Genomic DNA, 16,227 nt, shown 5'->3' on the forward strand with positions numbered 1-16,227 from the left:
GGACATGGTGCCTTCTCTCCCTTCATTTTTCTCCACTACTAAGCACCACCAAATTTATTAAGGCACCAAGTTCAGGTTATTCTATTTTAGAATTGAGTTATTCGTTGAAATTCATAGCAATTTCTTTCCGAAAGCCCCTGAGGTCTTGGTGCCCGGTTTCTTAGGCCGTCAAACGTCCTTTGAGACGCTTGTCGATCTTGCGTTTCTTTTCCGTGATTCGCTTCATGACGTCCATCAATTTCGAATCCTTGGTTTTTTTGTAGATTTCATTTATGGCCAATACCAACTCCTTGGCCTCCCGTGATGCCATCACCCGATCACTCGTGCTCATATGGCTCATTTTCATCTTCTCGAAAGCATTCGCTTTTAGTAACAAATCCATTTCTATACAACGTTTAAAGTTTCTATAAATTTATTAAACAATGTTTATTTAGAAAAGTTCTAAGCCCCTTGTAGCCTCAAGTTTGTGAGCACTTTAACATTTCTACTGGGCTTACGCTAAAAAGTTGGGTGATTTAAGGCGTTATACGCGGATCATGGGCAAAAACCACGATTTGTTGGGGTTCTTTTTTGGACCGCTTTGGCCCAAAACTATGGGTGTTATCGGGCAAGCGCAGTACATTGGGCTTCCCCTCCAGCCACGCTCCGATTTCCCCCAAATCTTCGGGTTTGTCGGCATGCTCCTCCAATTCGGGAATACGGTAATGCATCGGAATGATCACCTTTGGGGCGATACGCTCCAAAACCACCGCCAATTCCTCCTTCTTGAGAATATGGTATTGACTATCAATCGCGACCATAAGGATGTCCACGGGTCCCAATTCCTGATAGTGTTGTTCCGTCAGGGGGCCATTATCGCCCAAATGCACGATGGTCAGCTCCTCGACTTGGATCTTCCAAATCGTGTTCTTTTGATCGAATTCCTTGCCATAGGGATCACAATGCTTGCCCGTCAGGCCCGTGATGTTAAAATCCCCTATCGTATAGGTGCCCGGGTCTTGGTAAAAAGGAATATGGTCTTTCCAATAAGGTGTCTTTCCACGAAAAAGTCCCCCGTCATGATCATAATGCGGATGTGTGCTGAATATCGCATCGGCCGTCACCCCCTTTGGGAAATCATAGCCCAACCAAATCTTGTCTGCATAGGGATCCAGTAGAATCCGCGTCTCTTGATACTCGATCGTAAAACTGGCATGGGCGATATAACTGATCTCCACCTTTGATTCGGCCTCTTGGGCCCTCACAACGGATAGGCTACTACACAGTACCCAACACCAAAGGGTCATCCTTAACCGTGTGCTCTCTATTTTCATGGTAACTTTTCGAATTGGTTTCCAAGATACGGAACCAAGGGGAATATTGGCACAGCGGGCCCTACTCCTTTCGTCGGATCCTTAGGGTTTGCGACTTGCCCGTATCGGGCTCCGCTTCCGAGTCTTCGGCTATCGGGCGGTCGAAAAGGCGCGCTAGATTATTACCGGACAAATCTTCCAGACGGTTTTCTACCTGAATCTTGATTTCTGGTCCTTGCCACTCCCGTTCGGGCGTAAAACGCAGCTGCTGTTGCTGTTGTCCTACGAATTCCAGCTTTCCGTTGACCCGCCCCAAATCATCAAAAAACCGCAGGGTCTCTACCCCCAAAAAGGCATCCATGGGCTCGCCAAAATCAATAGTCAGGGGCGCTTTCCCGGTGGCTTCTTTCCATTCCAAGGTCCAATTTCTAAGCGCGGGTCGCTGATCATCCCGTTGGCCTACCACCCAGATTTTGGAATAGCGTTGTTGTAAGGCCATCCCGTCTTGGGATTTCCAACTGGAATCGATTTCCAATCGATAGCGTTTCCCCGATACTAAAGGTAGCCCCAGTTCACGATTGGGAATCAGATCGGTCTTGATACGGCCTGGGTCCAACCACAGGGTCAAAAGCGTGCCCTCTGCATTCCAGAGTTCCGATTCCAGACGCAAAAAGGGCTGCACAACGGTTCCATCGGTCGCATCGGTCACTGTAATGTGGTCCAGAGCGTTTTCCAAGCGCTGCATCGGCCGGTTGAATTCCAAATAGACCTTTAGCAAATTCTCGGGTACGGTATCCACCTGTGGATAAATGGCCAATACTTCTGCGGGGGGAATACCTTGCACTTCGAGAATCGAAAAGGAAGCCAGCACCACCGTATCTTGTTGGCGTAGCGTATAGGTCTGTCCCGATGTAAAGGGAACCACGGGTGTAAAACGATGTCGGTGTCCCTCACTGACAATCACCCCAATGACCGACGTCTGGGATTCGGCCCCCACAAAGACCCGTAGCTGTTCGACATCCATGGCCGTATCGAACGTAACCCCTACGGCTTTCGCATGCTCATAGTCGACCTGTTTGATGGTGACCACCCCTTCCCTACCACAGCCGATACACAGTAGGCCACAAAAAAAGACCAAGCCATACTTGATCTTTTTGGGAATAGGGTTTGTAAAACCTACATCCATTTTGTGGTACGTGTACGCAATACGAGATCTCCATCCGAAGCCCGTTGCAGATAGACCACATTTGTAGCATCCAGCTTATCCATTTGCAGCACGTAAGGAAAAGGCAAATTATCATACGGAACCCCCTCGGTTTCCGCGAATACGGGTACGGGTTCGGTCATGGTCTCCTTGAAACTGGCGATATCGTCGTATTTAATACGCATCACCGGCCGATTGCTATTGGACATCAAGAAATAGGTCTGCCCCTCTTTTTCATAGGAAATCATATCCAATGGGGAGTTACCGGCCCCGAGCTCGGCTACGGTGCGACCTTTGGTATGTTCTCCATTTTTTAGGGTCTCCAGGGGAAAGAGCACCAAGGGCGTACAGGTATAGCTCGCCATCAAATGATCTACCTTATCGAGTTGAATGATATCAAAGGTCTTGATGGGGGCATGGGTTTCATAGGCCCCATGCGCGGCATGCCAGATTTCAAGCGAGGCATAGTCTTGACTATCCACAAAGGGAAAAGGAATACTTCTAAAGGTGGAACCGAATTCTTTGTTCGACAATCCGGATACCAATACCTTGCCTTTGTGATACTTCAATTCTGAAATGGCCCATGTCCGTAACGGGCGATCTCTTTTGTCCTTGGCATCAACGGCTATCGGATCTGCCAAGTCGATTTTGGAATAGCTCACCTCTTTCAGCGGAACATGCTCGAACCCCTCCCCTTTGATGCGAAGCAAAACGGGACTACCATCGGCTGTCTGCACCCCAAAGTAGATTTTTTTGGAAATAGGATTGACCACCATCTCCTTGATGCTGATCTGATCGGCCGTGGTGCCTAACGCGGCCGCAACTTTGGTATCGAATCCTTCGATGCGCAGCTCCTCCCCTTCGGTATTCGATTGTATATCCTTTGTGTCAACGGCATAGACCGCTGCGTTTTTTGAATCGCCCAAGAACAGAATTCCATCGGGACCAAAACTCATTTGATCGATGGAAGCGATTTCAGGATTCCCGATTATAAAATCAGCAGTTAAATCGGATTCCGGTTGGGTAGCGTCCCTATTGGACATCATCACGGCTACAAGGGCGCATAAGAAGCACGCCAATATCAGTTTTTTCATTTTCTAGGTGTCATTAGTTACCCTTGAAAATATTGAATTCTGGAATGAATCCTGTTTGATCCTACGCCAATTAACTCAATTTTAACGTGTTATAAAAACGAATTGGAGATAACATAGCGTGACCACCCCTAGTCTTCGGAGCGTGTAAACGGTACGAACCGAACGGCCATCAGATTCTTTTTGATCAGTTTGTTTTTCTTTTTGATGAGCAGTACCAATTGGCGTATCCCGTTGTGTGGCCCTACGGGAATGATCATCCGTCCCCCGATTTTGAGCTGCGCCACTAGCGGTTCTGGAATGCTATCCGCACCAGCGGTGACCATAATGGCATCGAAGGGGCCTTTTTCGGTCCAGCCGTGATATCCGTCTCCAGACTTGACGATGACATTGTCATACCCTAGCCGTTGCAAACGTTTTGTTGCGGTACGGGCCAATGCCTCCACGATCTCAACGGTATAAACAGAATCGACGATCTTCGCCAAAACCGCTGCCTGATAGCCCGAACCTGTGCCCACCTCCAGGACCCGATGGGACGTTTTCAATTTCAAGGCCTGGGTCATAAAGGCCACGATATAGGGTTGTGAGATGGTCTGCCCCTCACCTATTGGCAAAGGCCGATCCCAATAGGAGTAGGGTTTTTGGGCCAACGGAACGAATTCGTGCCGTGGCACATTCAATAGTGCGCGTAGTGTCGCTTCATCTGCTATGTCCCTATTCTGAAGCTGCGTTTTGACCATACTCCGGCGTTGGGCGGTATACTCCCCCTGGGCGAAGCCAGTGCCGCAGATCAACAAAACTAGTAGTGTGTTGCGGACCCTCATACCTTAAAAGTAACAAAATACCGGGTAACCTCTTAGGGGCCTTGAACCGACCCTATCCCTAATGGTGGCGGGTCGGGATTCCCGCTAATCCATCGGCCGATTTGTGTAGCACCTGAGAGTCGAGGTCTTTAGCATTGATACGTCCCATTCCGTCAAGACGAAGGTCCGATTTTGTCGCTTTTCCCTCAAAACTCATAAAACAAAAGCCATCCAAGCCCACTTTCAGCGATTGTACATCAACGGCCACGGTACCACGAATAAATCCGTCCCCTTTGATGGCCAAACTTTCGCTGGTGATGGTGTTGTTTGAATTCAGGTAGATAAAGCCATCCATATCGATCCCTTTCAATTCAGGGTGTGTAAGGTACACCTTGAGCTTTGGGGTGCTGCCAAAGTCATGGGACCTATATTTGATATAGAGTACCCCATTGCGGACTTCCATACGGTAATCGTCAAAATAGCGGCTTTTTCGGGCTTCAACGATGACCTCTGCCTCTCGATCTTCTTCGATATAGAGGCGAATGTTACCATCTAGTTTTACGCGGTCAAAATCCCCCAAATTAAGGGTTTCGCGGTGTTGGGCAAAGGCGGAAACGGCGGCCATAAGAACTAGGGCGCAGACAAGTGTAACTTTTTTCATGATTGATTTTTTTGAATGATGAATACGTCGTATAGGTAGTAGACGCGACGCGGTCGGCAAATGTTACGGGAAAAGTGGATTTTTTTCAAAAATTGAAAGTTTCTTGAAGCCAACGACCCTCGTACATGGCCAGAAGTGATACCAAGTTATTCCGACATCGTTTTTGAAAATTGATAGACGATAATGATTTCCAACAAGCCGGCCAACATACGAATAGCCAATGCTATGGGCACCAACAAAAGGAACAGGACACCGGTCACGATTTCCAAAATTCCGGCAATGAGGCCAATCGTACCCGCTCTCGCCCGAAGTTTTAGGAGTGCAATTCCGAAAAGTACGCTCAGGGCTCCAAGGACTATGGAAACGGCAATCTGAATTAAAATACTGTCAATTGTCGGATAGAACAGCGAAAAGATATCATACAGAGCAATAGCCCCCATCAGCGCCATTAGTATCTTGGATACACCGGATAGAAACGAATCACTGAAGTTAGCGCCAATCGATACGAACCCTTGCATAAAGAACAGATAGGATAGCACTGCCAGTACCTTGACCGTCAAGTAGGCATAGGGACCATTATCGACCACGGGCAGAAAGTCGGAAACTACGGATTCCGGTATTCCCGAACTTTCAATAAACCTTGTAAAGTCCATGATACCCTCGGGAAACCCTAGAATGAAATAGAGTATTCCCGCGATCCATGCCCATTGCAAGGAGCGCAAAAGGCGTTTTGAAAAACCATAATCCTCCCGCAAGGTATTAAAGTCCGATTCGAGGGCTTCTAGAATGGTCTTGACGGTATAGCTCCTTGGATTGACCTCCCCCGTTTCTATACGCTGTATGGTACGGACACTAATGTTGCAGCGATCTACCAATTCTTCTTGTGTAAGTCCTTTGGACTTTCGCAGTGCTGATATTTTCTGTCCGAGTTCGGGCTGCTTCATTTTTTGGAATCGTCTGGTTGTTGGGCAACATCGGATTTCGCAACGGAAAAGGACCAATACCCGTTTTCATAGAGGCTTATCTTCGGTCGGCCCGATACCCCATCCGTTTCAAATGTAATACAAAAGTCAAAATCACGATGGGAAAATCGATTTTTTGCGATTGGATAGAGCACCTCATTGGTTCCGTCAACAAACGATACTTCGATGCCCTCATCGGTAGGCGCAATCTGAATAGGACCCAAATAGGAATGCGAATAGCTCCCCAAATGATCCTGTACCTCACTTTGGGAAAACGCTATGGGTGCCGGAGTCTTCCACCGGTGTTCTGGGCGATATGTTACGAGTGATTCCAGGTCGTTGAACGTATACGATTTTTTCCCCTTGGCCAGCATTTCGGTAAGATTCGTATGTATCAGCTTTTCAGGGTCATGCTTTGAAAAGAACCAAATATCGCCCGTTGTTAGGTTGTGGATATTCGAGTACATGGTTGCACCGTTCTTCTGTGCCGTTTCCCTACAGATCAATTCCATGGTGGAAAGACCGATAACCTTTGTAGCGAGCTGTTCAGTGGCAATAGGATATCTCCAACAAGAGGTTCCATCGGCATTACCCGCAATATCGAAATTAGTGGAGACCAAAGGCTGGCCCTTTTCCATCAATCGACTACCTGATGCGCTAATAATCGCGAACCTGCCGCTTTTGTCCGATACGTGCATTTGGGCTTCCCGAAAACCATCCACGAACCAATAGGCATCGAAAAAGGCAATGACCTCCTCCACGGATGCCATGGTGCCCAGAATATGGGGCAAAATAGCGGCGTTACCTCCGGGATAGGCCGCTCTGCTGTCCGGGTCAAATTCTTGGACAAAGGGAATCTGATTGAAATCAAAGCTTAACCCGGCCTCGTTCATACCGCCCTGTATGGACCCGCCTTGACCGTATCGAGGGGATAGATAAGATAGCGTATAGTAGCCGTATCGATCCGTTCCCGAACGGGGGAAAACGTTGATAAAATTGGCTACCCCGAAAGGACCGTCCTCATTATTGGCCGTCCAAACGTGTCCGTTTGCTGCGACGGCGCTGACCGTAGTGCAAGCGTCTACAAAATTCGGGACGCTGAGTAGGCTGATCAAGAAAGATAGGGCATAACGAAAAATGGTTGCGGGGTAAAAAGTTTTGCTTGACATGATATATAGATTTTAGATTCAAGCGCAATATCCCATATCCCATGTAGGCACCCAAGAAATTGGGTCGTACTTCACCCGTCATTCACCCGCCATTTCCCTTTTTGCAGGGGCTAAGAGAGTTTTATAACTATCTAAGGAAGTGAAATTGATTACGGAAGACTAAAATCAGAAAGCGAAAGGGTTTCGCAGCGTAGTAGAATTCTTGTGCGACGTCTTAACGAGACGCCAACTTTTCGGAAGATAGCTCGGCTACTGCGCCATTATATCGGATGCGATTTCGATGCGAACTGCGCACCCACACCTCTGCATTCATATTGGCGCTGGTAGTAATCGTTACAAAATAGTTTTCGTCAGAACCATTAACCGTGAAGCTAATGGTATACCGTTGCTTGAGCTCATCCTTTTCGATCTTGAGATCCTTTGCCGTGCCTTCAAATTCGATTCCGGAATCGCTATCATATCCGCCACCCATTTGCCGTTCCCCATAGTAGGGCATATTGGCTTTGACCTGGTCTCCTTCCATACTCAGAAAATATCCCGCTCCGGCGACATTGATATTTCCAATGGTGTTTCCTGGCGGAATAAGACCACTATTGGCGATTTGCTGGAGGGCCGTAGTCACTTGGGGTTCCACGGTTTTCACCTCGAATTTGAAAGACTGTTCGCTGATCAGGGCATCCAAAGCAGGGTTGGCCACAACGGCCTTTTTGGAGGATGAACATCCGATGAAAAAAACACATAGTAGTAGTCCGATTGAAATTTCCCTGATTCGCATAATTTTTTCCCTTTAGATCAACGCTAAATAGGCAGCAATACTTATGCCAAAAGACCTGATCATTTCCTTAAAGTTACAAAAAAAGCCTATCGGATGTGACTTCCGGCATTCACATCAATTGTTGCCCCTGTGGCATGATCCATTCCGCCACTACACATCAACGCCACTAGGGGCGCTAGATCTTCGGGACGGGTCAGTTCGTTTAAGGCGATTTCATTGAGTACCCGTTCTTCCCCGTAGGTGGCGATAAACTGTTCCGCCATTTGGGTGCGGGTAAACCCTGGGGAAACGATAAAGGATTTAATATTTTGTTTTCCAAAGGAACGTGCGACGCTTCGGGCCAAGGAGGTTAAGCCACCCTTTGAAGCGGCATAGGCCAAGTATTCTTCGGTTTCACCCCGAAACACGGCCCTGCTTCCAATATAAATAAAACGGCCTCCTCCCCGTTCTCGAAAATGGTCCAGACCCAGTTTGGTCAAAAGTCCTACAGCATCCAGATTGATCGAAAGGGTTTTTTTCCAGATGGTGAACCAATCCTCCGTACTGCCTTCCGAAGAGTGCTTTAGAAATACCCCGGCATTGAGGATAACGGTATCGATCGTTCCAAAATGGTCCGCTACCGCCGCAAATAGCGCACATACCGCTTCTGTATCGGAAAGGTCGGCCTGAAAGGCCATGGACGTATCGGGATACTCGGCCACCAACGCTTCGGCCGAGGCCTTATTGCTATTGTAATGCACCGCCACCTTCGCACCCATTTTCAATAGGTAGTGGGCAAGCCCCTTTCCTATTCCATCTGAGGCCCCAGTGAGTAAAATCGTGGTATGTGCAAGTGCTATCTTGGTCATCTTTCTGCCTTGGAAAAATACGAATTTATAGCACTACCCCGCTATTGCTTCTCCAAATTTTCAAGATTGTTACGTGCCGCTTGCACCATAGGGCTATTGGAGTCCAAAGCCAGTAGCTTCTTGTAACTTTCTTTGGCCTTGTCCACTTGTTTCGCCTGTTCCTGTGCGGTAGCAAGATTGAACAGGGCCCCTACCGAATCAGGATAATACTCGGTAATCAGTTCTAGAACGAACAACCCGCCTTCGACATTCCCGCCTTGCAAGAGCCGGTACCCGGCGGTGCTGAACTCTTCCTTGAAATCATAATACTTATAGGCTGGATCTTGGGCGATTCTTTTTCCGTCGCTCCGCAATTGCTCAAATTTCCCGGCGACGAACAACTGGGTCAAATGATCAAGGGGATCGAGAATGAATCCTGTTTCGGTATAGTTCAGGGCGGCTTCCAAAACCGGGTCTTCATTAGCGATATAATCGGCAAAACCCATTTCAACGGCAATATGGGGCAAGGTCCAGTCACTGGTATCCCATGGCGCAAAATCTTGCCACCATGCGTGTGACAAATAGGCGTTGATTCCTGAGTTGGGAAGCGTCACTCTTCTCGCATCCCCATAAAAGTTCTTGTTCTCTGACGTGGGTTCCCCAACAATGATGGCTTCGGTATAGTTTTCGATTTCATTGGTCAGGTTTTGGCAGGCCGAAAAGGTATTGCGGCCGATAATATAGAAGAATTTTCCTCGGGTATTGATTTTCGGTCGCGCCATAATCCCTTTGATGAACGGCTTGTTGTTAAAATTATTACCGCCACCGTTCAGCCGTACATCGTACACCAACTTTTCGACTGCATTGGTATCGATAAATTCGAATAGGCGGGTGTAGAAGTCCTGTAACGATTCCTTGTCATCATTGAAAACGGAACTTTGCCGAACATATAAGGTCTTTGACTCGGGAAGGAACTCGAAAAAATAGAATTTCTCGTTTAACTGTTTGAGATATAAGGGAGTTTCGTCTTGCGGACGTACGCTGATCCACGTTTCATTGGGTATCGTCAAGCAATAGTCACGGGATAGTTCGGATAAGGGAACCGCTGTAAAGGTGTGGTCGAAAACGACACCTTCTTTTTCAAGGGTCAGGGTGATGCTGTCGGAAATATCAGCAATGACCCCTTGGGCATGTAAGACGGAAGGCACGGTCAGAAATCGCAGCCCATAGGCCTTGAAGTACTGATCGTTTTCTACTGGTACGACAGGGCGAACGGCTTTCAGGGCTTCTGTGACCGCAGTTCCTGCGACTTGAAGTACTTTGGCGCCCAAGGCTTTTTCGTCGCCTTTACGTACCCCCTCAACAAAGACACCTTCTTTAAAATGGTACAGGTTTACGGGAAGTACGGCCTCTTTGGCAATCGTACTAAACGGAATTTGGGTATGCCCATAGGCAAACAGTGACACCATACGGGCCATGCCCACCTTGATTTCATGAGCTTCTAGATCGGGAATTTCCTCGTAAAATTTTTCTACCTCCGCATCAAACTTCTTGGCGGTTACCTTTTTGAACAAAAAGGGATATGACGTATGAACGGTTTTTTGAAGAAACCGGAGGTCTACTTGCCAATCGCTGGTCGATAAGGTGTCTTGTGCCCAAGTTTTGGAGGACATCCCTAAAAAAAATAGAGCGATCAAAAGTGTTTTGAGGTAAGCGGAAGTGAATTTCATAATGGTTATTTTTTCGGTGGATTCATAATGATCACAAAGATGGCATTTGACACCATAGATGAACTATAAAAAGTACCCAATCGTCGTATCCGCCTGCTGGAATGTTACAAACTACCCATTCAGTCTGAAATAATAGGGTACTGAAGAATTACTGAAGCGTGGCCAGGTTATTTTCTAAGATAATGATCAGTGCCATCCAGCCAATCCTCACGAATCGGGGCCCAGGTATCGATTTCCTCTACATCTCCGATCATCAGGGCCTCATGGGGCATATGTGGGGGAATGACCACCACCTCTCCCGCATTCAGATCAAAGGTCTGCTCCTTTTCCGCACCGAACCAAAAACGAATGGTTCCTGAAATGACACTGGTGATCTGCTCGTTCTCGTGCTCGTGCAGGGGAACCAAAAAACCATCTTTGAACTTCATTCGTGCGACCATGACCTTTTTCCCATAGACTAGTTTCCGCTGCATTTTCGGGGTGACCTGCTCTACCGGCACGTCATCCCAATGTATTTTATGTACTTCCATGGTATCGTGTTATGTTTTAATAGTCACATTTGGTAGTATCGGCCTTGACATAATAAGACTTGTAGTTCTTTGCTTCTTTATCCATACAGCCACAAAGATCCAGTACTTCAATGGATTTAAAATCGATAGGATGTGTCTCGGCCTGAATTGAAATATACCCCTCTTTTAACGGTTTCCCTTCTTGGTATGCTTTTTCAGTATACCCTGCTATGGCACCACCACCAATGGTCGGGGACGAAAATTGCAAGACGACTTCGTCTTCCATGATATGTTGCACTAGCGAGTCTCCCAGAACAAGGGCCTCTACCGTAACCCATTGGTCGCCATGATACGTTTTAGAAGTGGAACCGATACAGTGGGGCGTAAATAAGGTATCACCCATGACCACATTGGTGCCCGGGGTACACAGATTAGCTGTCGTACGTAGATCGGTACCATTTCCGCCCAATAATTGCAGTTCCAACGAAATGGGAAAATCTTGATCTAGTCCTACCGTGGACGGTTCTTGGCAATGCAACATCAATCCATTATTGCGAACGGCCCATGCGGGTCCGTTTGTCATTTGCTCACCCCGAAATCGATAGGTAGCACGCAGTTTATAGTGCGAAAACTTCTGCTTGTAGTATAAGTGTCCGAAGTTCCCGTGAAACGTATCCTGTTCCGTATACCGAACACTAAGCAAACTATCCTTATAGACAAATCGATCCTTATAGTTCACCCCTAATTCGGATCCTTTGAACTTCGGGGTCCAATCTTGATAATTGGTCCCATCGAACAGACTGATCCAGGTTTCCGTATCGTCATGTTGCTGCTTGACTTCCTGACAAGATACGATCAGTAGAAGTCCGACTAGGCAATTCAGCCTTACATTTTTTAGTATCCCGTTCATATCACAAATAACGTTGCAAATGTTTCTTGAAGTAGGCGGCACTATCTGTAATGCTCTGCATGGAATTCTGCGCGAAATTGCCTCCTTGTTCCAAATAGTAGAATTCCAGGGCATCGGTATCGATTTCCGACAGCATCTTTACATAATCAATAGATCCGTTCCCTAGCTCTGAATAATCACGGGTAACCTTATCCATATCCTTGATATGCCACATCACAAAACGACCGGGGTGATTCGTGATAAACTCTTTGGGACTAAATTTGGACGAATGCACTACCCAATACATATCCATTTGCAGTTTCACCAGTTCGGGATCGGTATTATAGAGAATGCTATCGTACCCCATTTCGCCATGGTGGTCGGTAAACTCGAAATCGTGGTTGTGATATGCAAATCCCAATCCGGCTTGAGTGACCTGTTCCCCGATGCGGTTCAATTTATCGGCTAGGATTTTAAAATTTTCAATAGTCCGATATTCCGGTGCCAACCAAGGCCAAGTAATATAGCTTTTATCGAGGCCTTTTGCACCGACGATGCATTGGTCCACAAAACGGCGGAGTTCATCTTCCGAAGCCATGAAATAATCCGAAAAATTATAGTGGCCGCTGGTTGCGGTCAATTGAAGGTCTTCCAGTAGCTTCTTAAAATCCGACGTGCTCTGGCCATAGTATTTATCGTTCTCGCCATCATAACCATAGGTTTCCAAATCTTGATATCCCAAGCGGGCCACCGTCTTTAACGTGGCGACAGGATCCTTCTCCATCGCATCACGGATGGTAAACAGTTGCAACCCCATTTTGAACTTGAACGAATCGGTGAACGAAAAGTGGGGTATCGAAATCATGGAAGCCGCGGTTACTAGCCCAGTTTTTTTGATGAAATCCCTGCGGGTATTGCATTTGTCATGCTTCATAAGTACTGTGTTACCGTATTGGTGCTTTCAAATATAACCGATTTTCATATCTTGTTAGGGAACTGGATGAAGTTCGTGAACTTAAATTTTATGGCTATGCTCTCTGCAACGGAAATAGAACAATTGGATCGTGACGGATATGTGGGCCTTGGTCCCTTATTATCTCCTTCGGAAGTGGCCGAGGTCAATCAACGCATCGATGAACTGATCCTACAAGAGGGAGCGCAGGCCGGTTCGGAATTGTTCGATTCCAAATACATACGCCACCCCAAGGAAAATGGTGCCGATCGCCTGGCCGATCTGGTCAATAAGGGCGCAATCTTCGATCGGTTCTATACCCACCCCAAAGTGTTGTCCGCCATACAAGCGGTACTTGGTGAAGCCTATAAGTTATCTTCCCTGAACTACCGTGCGTCAAAACCTGGACAAGGGTTGCAAAAACTGCATGTCGATTATGGCAACACGGTTCCCATTGGCGGATATAAGGTTTGCAATACCATTTGGCTCCTCGATGATTTTGTCGAAAACAATGGAGCCACGCGTATTGTTCCGGGCACACATAAATCAAGCGCTTTGCCTGAAGATGTCATGCCAGATCCCCTTGAGGCGCATCCTAAAGAAATCAAGATCCTTGCGCCGGCAGGGTCCGTATTCGTGTTCAATTCGCATGTATGGCATGGTGGTACGATCAACCACACCCAAAATCAAAGAAGAAGTATCCACAGTTATTTCTGTGCGACCGATCAGCCGCAACAGTTGGATCAACGCAGGTATATTACGGAAGCGACCAAAAAAAGGATCGGTCAGGACGCGCAACGAATACTGGACGTTTTGTAGTCTGAAATCTATATATTTAACCAATGAAGCCCGTTGTACAAATTTCCTTAGATCTGACCGATATCGATGAAGCATTGCAAACGGCCGCTATGGCCCTTCGTGCTGGGGTCGATTGGTTGGAAGCAGGCACTCCCCTGCTCTTAGCGGAAGGCTTGCACGGGGTTCGCCGCTTGCGAAAGGCCTTTCCAGAAATCCCTATTGTGGCCGATTTAAAGACCATGGACGGCGGGTATTTGGAAGCTGAAATGATGGCAAAAGCCGGTGCTACCCATGTGGTCGTCATGGCGCGGGCCCATGCGGAAACGATCAAGATGGTGGTAAAGGCCGGAGCCGATTTTGGGATACAAGTGATGGGAGATAATCTCGGATGCCCCGATATGATCGCAGGTGCAAAACTTTTGGAGGATTTGGGATGCGATTATGTCATTCACCATATCGGCTATGATGAACGACGGGGAATCGCTGCTATGGGACAGCGTATGCCCAGCCCTTTAGATGAGCTGCGCGAAGTTGTCGAAGCGGTTTCCGTACCTGTTCAGGCGGTGGGAGGACTCTCACTCGAGCAGGCGATTCAATGCCCGGCCTATGGTGCACCCATGGTGGTGTTGGGCGCTCCTCTTACCATAGACGCAGAAGCTTTTACAACGGCCGATGGCGATTTGGAACACTCCCTTCGCCTCATCTGTAACAAAATTCATTCCTATGGGAATGTCCAATAAAGGAACCGTACCGATATGAAATCAATAGCCGTCGTTAATTATGCCGAAGAGAAGGGAAGTGTAGCACTTCGAGAGCTTGACCGTCCTCGTATTCGAACCGATGAAGTCTTATTGGAAGTGGCCAATGTGGGAGTTTGCGGCAGTGACCTACATCAATGGACGGCCGACCACAGCTGGCCTGTCAATTATCCCGTTGTACTCGGACATGAGTTCGGTGGCCATATCGTGGAATTAGGCACCAACGTTGACGGCTGGAAAGAAGGGGATCGTGTAGTGAGCGAGACCGCTGCTGTTATCGATGCCACCAATCCGCTTTCTAGACAGGGGTTGTACAATCTAGACCCCACACGTAAAGGCTTTGGGTATGGGGTCAACGGGGCCATGACCCGTTTTGTGAGGGTGCCTGCACGCTGCTTGCATCGCGTACCGGATCAGTTGCCCTTTGAACAGGCTTGTTTGACAGAACCTTGTGCCGTAGCGTACAACGCAGTACTAGTGAATTCGACCATACGGCCGGGAGATCGGGTGCTGGTGTTGGGTCCTGGTACTATAGGCATCCTATGTGCCGCGATGGCAACCTTGGCAGGAGCCGAAGTGGCTATTGTTGGATTGGAAAACGACCGCAGCCGATTGGAAATCGCGAAGGGATATGGCTGCGAGACCATTATTGGTGACGTCACCGAATGGGCCATGCGCTATGACGGTATGGGTGTCGATTGTGTTATCGATGCCGCAGGGGTCAGTGCTACCCTTCGATCGGCCCTGGATTATGTACGGCCCAACGGACATATCACTAAGGTCGGGTGGGGACCACAACCGATGAACTATTCCTTAGACCCTTTGATTCAAAAAAATGTCACCTTACAAGGAAGTTTCAGCCATAATTGGCCGATTTGGGAAAAGGTACTGGCACTCCTCTCCACTGGAAAATTAGATGTGAAGCCCATCATCGGTGGCGTGTGGTCACTCGGTGACTGGCACGAGGCCTTTGAACAGATGCATTCCGGAAAAGTGGTCAAAAGTGTATTAACCCCGAAGTAAGAAGTATGCGATTAGAAGATAAAGTCATCTTGATTACTGGAAGTTATACCGGTATCGGCCGCGCTATCGCCAGAACTTGTGTACGTGAAGGTGCGCGCGTGGTATTGAATGGTTTGCGGGATGAATTGGGTAAAGAATTAATGCAGGAATTCGATGAAGAGGTCACTACCCGACTCACCATCGATATCACAGCACAGGACGCTCCTGAAAAACTGGTTCAAAAGGCCATCACCACCTTTGGAAAGCTTGATGCCGTGGTCAATAATGCCGCTATCGTGGCTTCCTCCAATATGGATACCACTACCGTACCCTATTTGGAACGGATGTTGGCCGTCAATACGATTGCCCCTTTCGCCATCATTCAGGCCGCCCTACCCTATTTGGAACAGACAAGAGGCAATGTGGTGAATATTGGATCGATCAATTCGTGGAGCGGGGAACCCAATCTACTGGCATATAGCATATCCAAGGGCGCGTTGATGACCTTGAGCCGGAATTTGGGAGATACCTTATTTCGAGAAAAGGGCATTCGGGTCAATCAGATCAATCCGGGTTGGATATTGACCGAGCATGAATTCGTGAACCAACGTGAACAGGGAAAACCAGACGATTGGCACAAAACCCTACCCGATGTCTTCGCTCCGGCCGAGAGACTGTTCAAACCCGAAGAACTCGCCATGGCGGCCATTTATTTGTTATCGGATGAATCTGGCCCCATCAGTGGTCAAGTCCTTGAAGTCGAACAATTCCCCATGATCGGGAGGAATCCCCCTAAATAATCTCT

The 16,227-nt window shown here is 47.8% G+C and carries 18 protein-coding genes; 4 read left to right on the forward strand and 14 right to left on the reverse strand.

Features of this window, described 5'->3' with window-relative positions:
* Positions 1–160: 160 nt before the first annotated feature.
* From ACKWCA_RS13025 to ACKWCA_RS13090, 14 genes are all read right to left on the reverse strand, one after another.
* Positions 161–382 (reverse strand): hypothetical protein, encoded by a 222-nt coding sequence (locus ACKWCA_RS13025; protein WP_413978643.1) that lies wholly within the window; start codon positions 380–382, stop codon positions 161–163.
* Between the two features lie 133 nt (positions 383–515).
* On the reverse strand, positions 516–1,313 hold the full coding sequence (locus ACKWCA_RS13030) for an MBL fold metallo-hydrolase (RefSeq protein WP_413978644.1): 798 nt from the start codon (positions 1,311–1,313) through the stop codon (positions 516–518).
* A gap of 61 nt (positions 1,314–1,374) precedes the next feature.
* On the reverse strand, positions 1,375–2,478 hold the full coding sequence (locus ACKWCA_RS13035) for a hypothetical protein (protein ID WP_413978645.1): 1,104 nt from the start codon (positions 2,476–2,478) through the stop codon (positions 1,375–1,377).
* The gene (locus ACKWCA_RS13040) at positions 2,469–3,590 is read right to left on the reverse strand and encodes a hypothetical protein (RefSeq protein ID WP_413978646.1); all 1,122 of its coding nucleotides are present in this window, start codon (positions 3,588–3,590) and stop codon (positions 2,469–2,471) included. The genes ACKWCA_RS13035 and ACKWCA_RS13040 overlap by 10 nt, the downstream gene beginning before the upstream one ends.
* A gap of 128 nt (positions 3,591–3,718) precedes the next feature.
* Positions 3,719–4,411 carry a protein-L-isoaspartate(D-aspartate) O-methyltransferase gene (locus ACKWCA_RS13045; protein WP_413978647.1) on the reverse strand — a complete coding sequence of 231 codons (693 nt, stop codon included), beginning with the start codon at positions 4,409–4,411 and terminating at the stop codon, positions 3,719–3,721.
* Between the two features lie 58 nt (positions 4,412–4,469).
* Positions 4,470–5,051 carry a GIN domain-containing protein gene (locus ACKWCA_RS13050; protein WP_413978648.1) on the reverse strand — a complete coding sequence of 194 codons (582 nt, stop codon included), beginning with the start codon at positions 5,049–5,051 and terminating at the stop codon, positions 4,470–4,472.
* Positions 5,052–5,197: 146 nt separating this feature from the next.
* The gene (locus tag ACKWCA_RS13055; RefSeq protein WP_413978649.1) at positions 5,198–5,995 is read right to left on the reverse strand and encodes a helix-turn-helix domain-containing protein; all 798 of its coding nucleotides are present in this window, start codon (positions 5,993–5,995) and stop codon (positions 5,198–5,200) included.
* Complete coding sequence (locus ACKWCA_RS13060) at positions 5,992–7,182, reverse strand: C45 family peptidase (RefSeq protein ID WP_413978650.1); 1,191 nt, start codon at positions 7,180–7,182, stop codon at positions 5,992–5,994. The genes ACKWCA_RS13055 and ACKWCA_RS13060 overlap by 4 nt, the downstream gene beginning before the upstream one ends.
* 214 nt (positions 7,183–7,396) lie before the next feature.
* Complete coding sequence (locus tag ACKWCA_RS13065) at positions 7,397–7,957, reverse strand: DUF4251 domain-containing protein (RefSeq protein ID WP_413978651.1); 561 nt, start codon at positions 7,955–7,957, stop codon at positions 7,397–7,399.
* An 86-nt stretch (positions 7,958–8,043) separates the two neighbouring features.
* Complete coding sequence (locus ACKWCA_RS13070; RefSeq protein WP_413978652.1) at positions 8,044–8,805, reverse strand: SDR family NAD(P)-dependent oxidoreductase; 762 nt, start codon at positions 8,803–8,805, stop codon at positions 8,044–8,046.
* Between the two features lie 41 nt (positions 8,806–8,846).
* Entirely contained in the window at positions 8,847–10,514 is a 1,668-nt protein-coding gene (locus ACKWCA_RS13075; protein ID WP_413978653.1) for a tetratricopeptide repeat protein, read from the reverse strand.
* A 167-nt stretch (positions 10,515–10,681) separates the two neighbouring features.
* Entirely contained in the window at positions 10,682–11,044 is a 363-nt protein-coding gene (locus tag ACKWCA_RS13080; protein WP_413978654.1) for a cupin domain-containing protein, read from the reverse strand.
* A gap of 16 nt (positions 11,045–11,060) precedes the next feature.
* Positions 11,061–11,933, reverse strand: coding sequence for a 3-keto-disaccharide hydrolase (locus ACKWCA_RS13085; protein ID WP_413978655.1), 873 nt, complete (start codon positions 11,931–11,933; stop codon positions 11,061–11,063).
* Position 11,934: 1 nt separating this feature from the next.
* Positions 11,935–12,846 carry a sugar phosphate isomerase/epimerase family protein gene (locus tag ACKWCA_RS13090; RefSeq protein WP_413978656.1) on the reverse strand — a complete coding sequence of 304 codons (912 nt, stop codon included), beginning with the start codon at positions 12,844–12,846 and terminating at the stop codon, positions 11,935–11,937.
* On the opposite strand from ACKWCA_RS13090, the gene ACKWCA_RS13095 reads away from it, so the two are divergent.
* The 4 genes from ACKWCA_RS13095 to ACKWCA_RS13110 are packed head-to-tail and all read left to right on the forward strand — an operon-like array spanning position 12,838 to position 16,222.
* Complete coding sequence (locus tag ACKWCA_RS13095; protein WP_413978657.1) at positions 12,838–13,683, forward strand: phytanoyl-CoA dioxygenase family protein; 846 nt, start codon at positions 12,838–12,840, stop codon at positions 13,681–13,683. The two genes, ACKWCA_RS13090 and ACKWCA_RS13095, sit on opposite strands and share 9 nt — an antisense overlap.
* 23 nt (positions 13,684–13,706) lie before the next feature.
* Entirely contained in the window at positions 13,707–14,402 is a 696-nt protein-coding gene (locus ACKWCA_RS13100; RefSeq protein ID WP_413978658.1) for an orotidine 5'-phosphate decarboxylase / HUMPS family protein, read from the forward strand.
* A 15-nt stretch (positions 14,403–14,417) separates the two neighbouring features.
* Positions 14,418–15,443 carry a zinc-binding dehydrogenase gene (locus ACKWCA_RS13105; RefSeq protein ID WP_413978659.1) on the forward strand — a complete coding sequence of 342 codons (1,026 nt, stop codon included), beginning with the start codon at positions 14,418–14,420 and terminating at the stop codon, positions 15,441–15,443.
* A 5-nt stretch (positions 15,444–15,448) separates the two neighbouring features.
* The gene (locus tag ACKWCA_RS13110; RefSeq protein WP_413978660.1) at positions 15,449–16,222 is read left to right on the forward strand and encodes an SDR family NAD(P)-dependent oxidoreductase; all 774 of its coding nucleotides are present in this window, start codon (positions 15,449–15,451) and stop codon (positions 16,220–16,222) included.
* The last annotated feature ends 5 nt before the right edge of the window (positions 16,223–16,227 follow it).

The organism is Maribacter corallii (assembly GCF_047345415.1).
In the GTDB taxonomy this organism is placed as follows: domain Bacteria; phylum Bacteroidota; class Bacteroidia; order Flavobacteriales; family Flavobacteriaceae; genus Maribacter_C.

What these genes read in the sequence shown, in the direction of transcription:
- ACKWCA_RS13035 (WP_413978645.1), bottom strand. Translation starts at nt 2,478, where the DNA reads ATGGATGTAGGTTTTACAAACCCTATTCCCAAAAAGATCAAGTATGGC.
- ACKWCA_RS13090 (WP_413978656.1), bottom strand. Translation starts at nt 12,846, where the DNA reads ATGAAGCATGACAAATGCAATACCCGCAGGGATTTCATCAAAAAAACT.
- ACKWCA_RS13065 (WP_413978651.1), bottom strand. Translation starts at nt 7,957, where the DNA reads ATGCGAATCAGGGAAATTTCAATCGGACTACTACTATGTGTTTTTTTC.
- ACKWCA_RS13070 (WP_413978652.1), bottom strand. Translation starts at nt 8,805, where the DNA reads ATGACCAAGATAGCACTTGCACATACCACGATTTTACTCACTGGGGCC.
- ACKWCA_RS13025 (WP_413978643.1), bottom strand. Translation starts at nt 382, where the DNA reads ATGGATTTGTTACTAAAAGCGAATGCTTTCGAGAAGATGAAAATGAGC.
- ACKWCA_RS13040 (WP_413978646.1), bottom strand. Translation starts at nt 3,590, where the DNA reads ATGAAAAAACTGATATTGGCGTGCTTCTTATGCGCCCTTGTAGCCGTG.
- ACKWCA_RS13100 (WP_413978658.1), top strand. Translation starts at nt 13,707, where the DNA reads ATGAAGCCCGTTGTACAAATTTCCTTAGATCTGACCGATATCGATGAA.
- ACKWCA_RS13080 (WP_413978654.1), bottom strand. Translation starts at nt 11,044, where the DNA reads ATGGAAGTACATAAAATACATTGGGATGACGTGCCGGTAGAGCAGGTC.
- ACKWCA_RS13060 (WP_413978650.1), bottom strand. Translation starts at nt 7,182, where the DNA reads ATGTCAAGCAAAACTTTTTACCCCGCAACCATTTTTCGTTATGCCCTA.
- ACKWCA_RS13105 (WP_413978659.1), top strand. Translation starts at nt 14,418, where the DNA reads ATGAAATCAATAGCCGTCGTTAATTATGCCGAAGAGAAGGGAAGTGTA.
- ACKWCA_RS13045 (WP_413978647.1), bottom strand. Translation starts at nt 4,411, where the DNA reads ATGAGGGTCCGCAACACACTACTAGTTTTGTTGATCTGCGGCACTGGC.
- ACKWCA_RS13075 (WP_413978653.1), bottom strand. Translation starts at nt 10,514, where the DNA reads ATGAAATTCACTTCCGCTTACCTCAAAACACTTTTGATCGCTCTATTT.
- ACKWCA_RS13095 (WP_413978657.1), top strand. Translation starts at nt 12,838, where the DNA reads ATGCTTCATAAGTACTGTGTTACCGTATTGGTGCTTTCAAATATAACC.
- ACKWCA_RS13085 (WP_413978655.1), bottom strand. Translation starts at nt 11,933, where the DNA reads ATGAACGGGATACTAAAAAATGTAAGGCTGAATTGCCTAGTCGGACTT.
- ACKWCA_RS13055 (WP_413978649.1), bottom strand. Translation starts at nt 5,995, where the DNA reads ATGAAGCAGCCCGAACTCGGACAGAAAATATCAGCACTGCGAAAGTCC.
- ACKWCA_RS13110 (WP_413978660.1), top strand. Translation starts at nt 15,449, where the DNA reads ATGCGATTAGAAGATAAAGTCATCTTGATTACTGGAAGTTATACCGGT.
- ACKWCA_RS13030 (WP_413978644.1), bottom strand. Translation starts at nt 1,313, where the DNA reads ATGAAAATAGAGAGCACACGGTTAAGGATGACCCTTTGGTGTTGGGTA.
- ACKWCA_RS13050 (WP_413978648.1), bottom strand. Translation starts at nt 5,051, where the DNA reads ATGAAAAAAGTTACACTTGTCTGCGCCCTAGTTCTTATGGCCGCCGTT.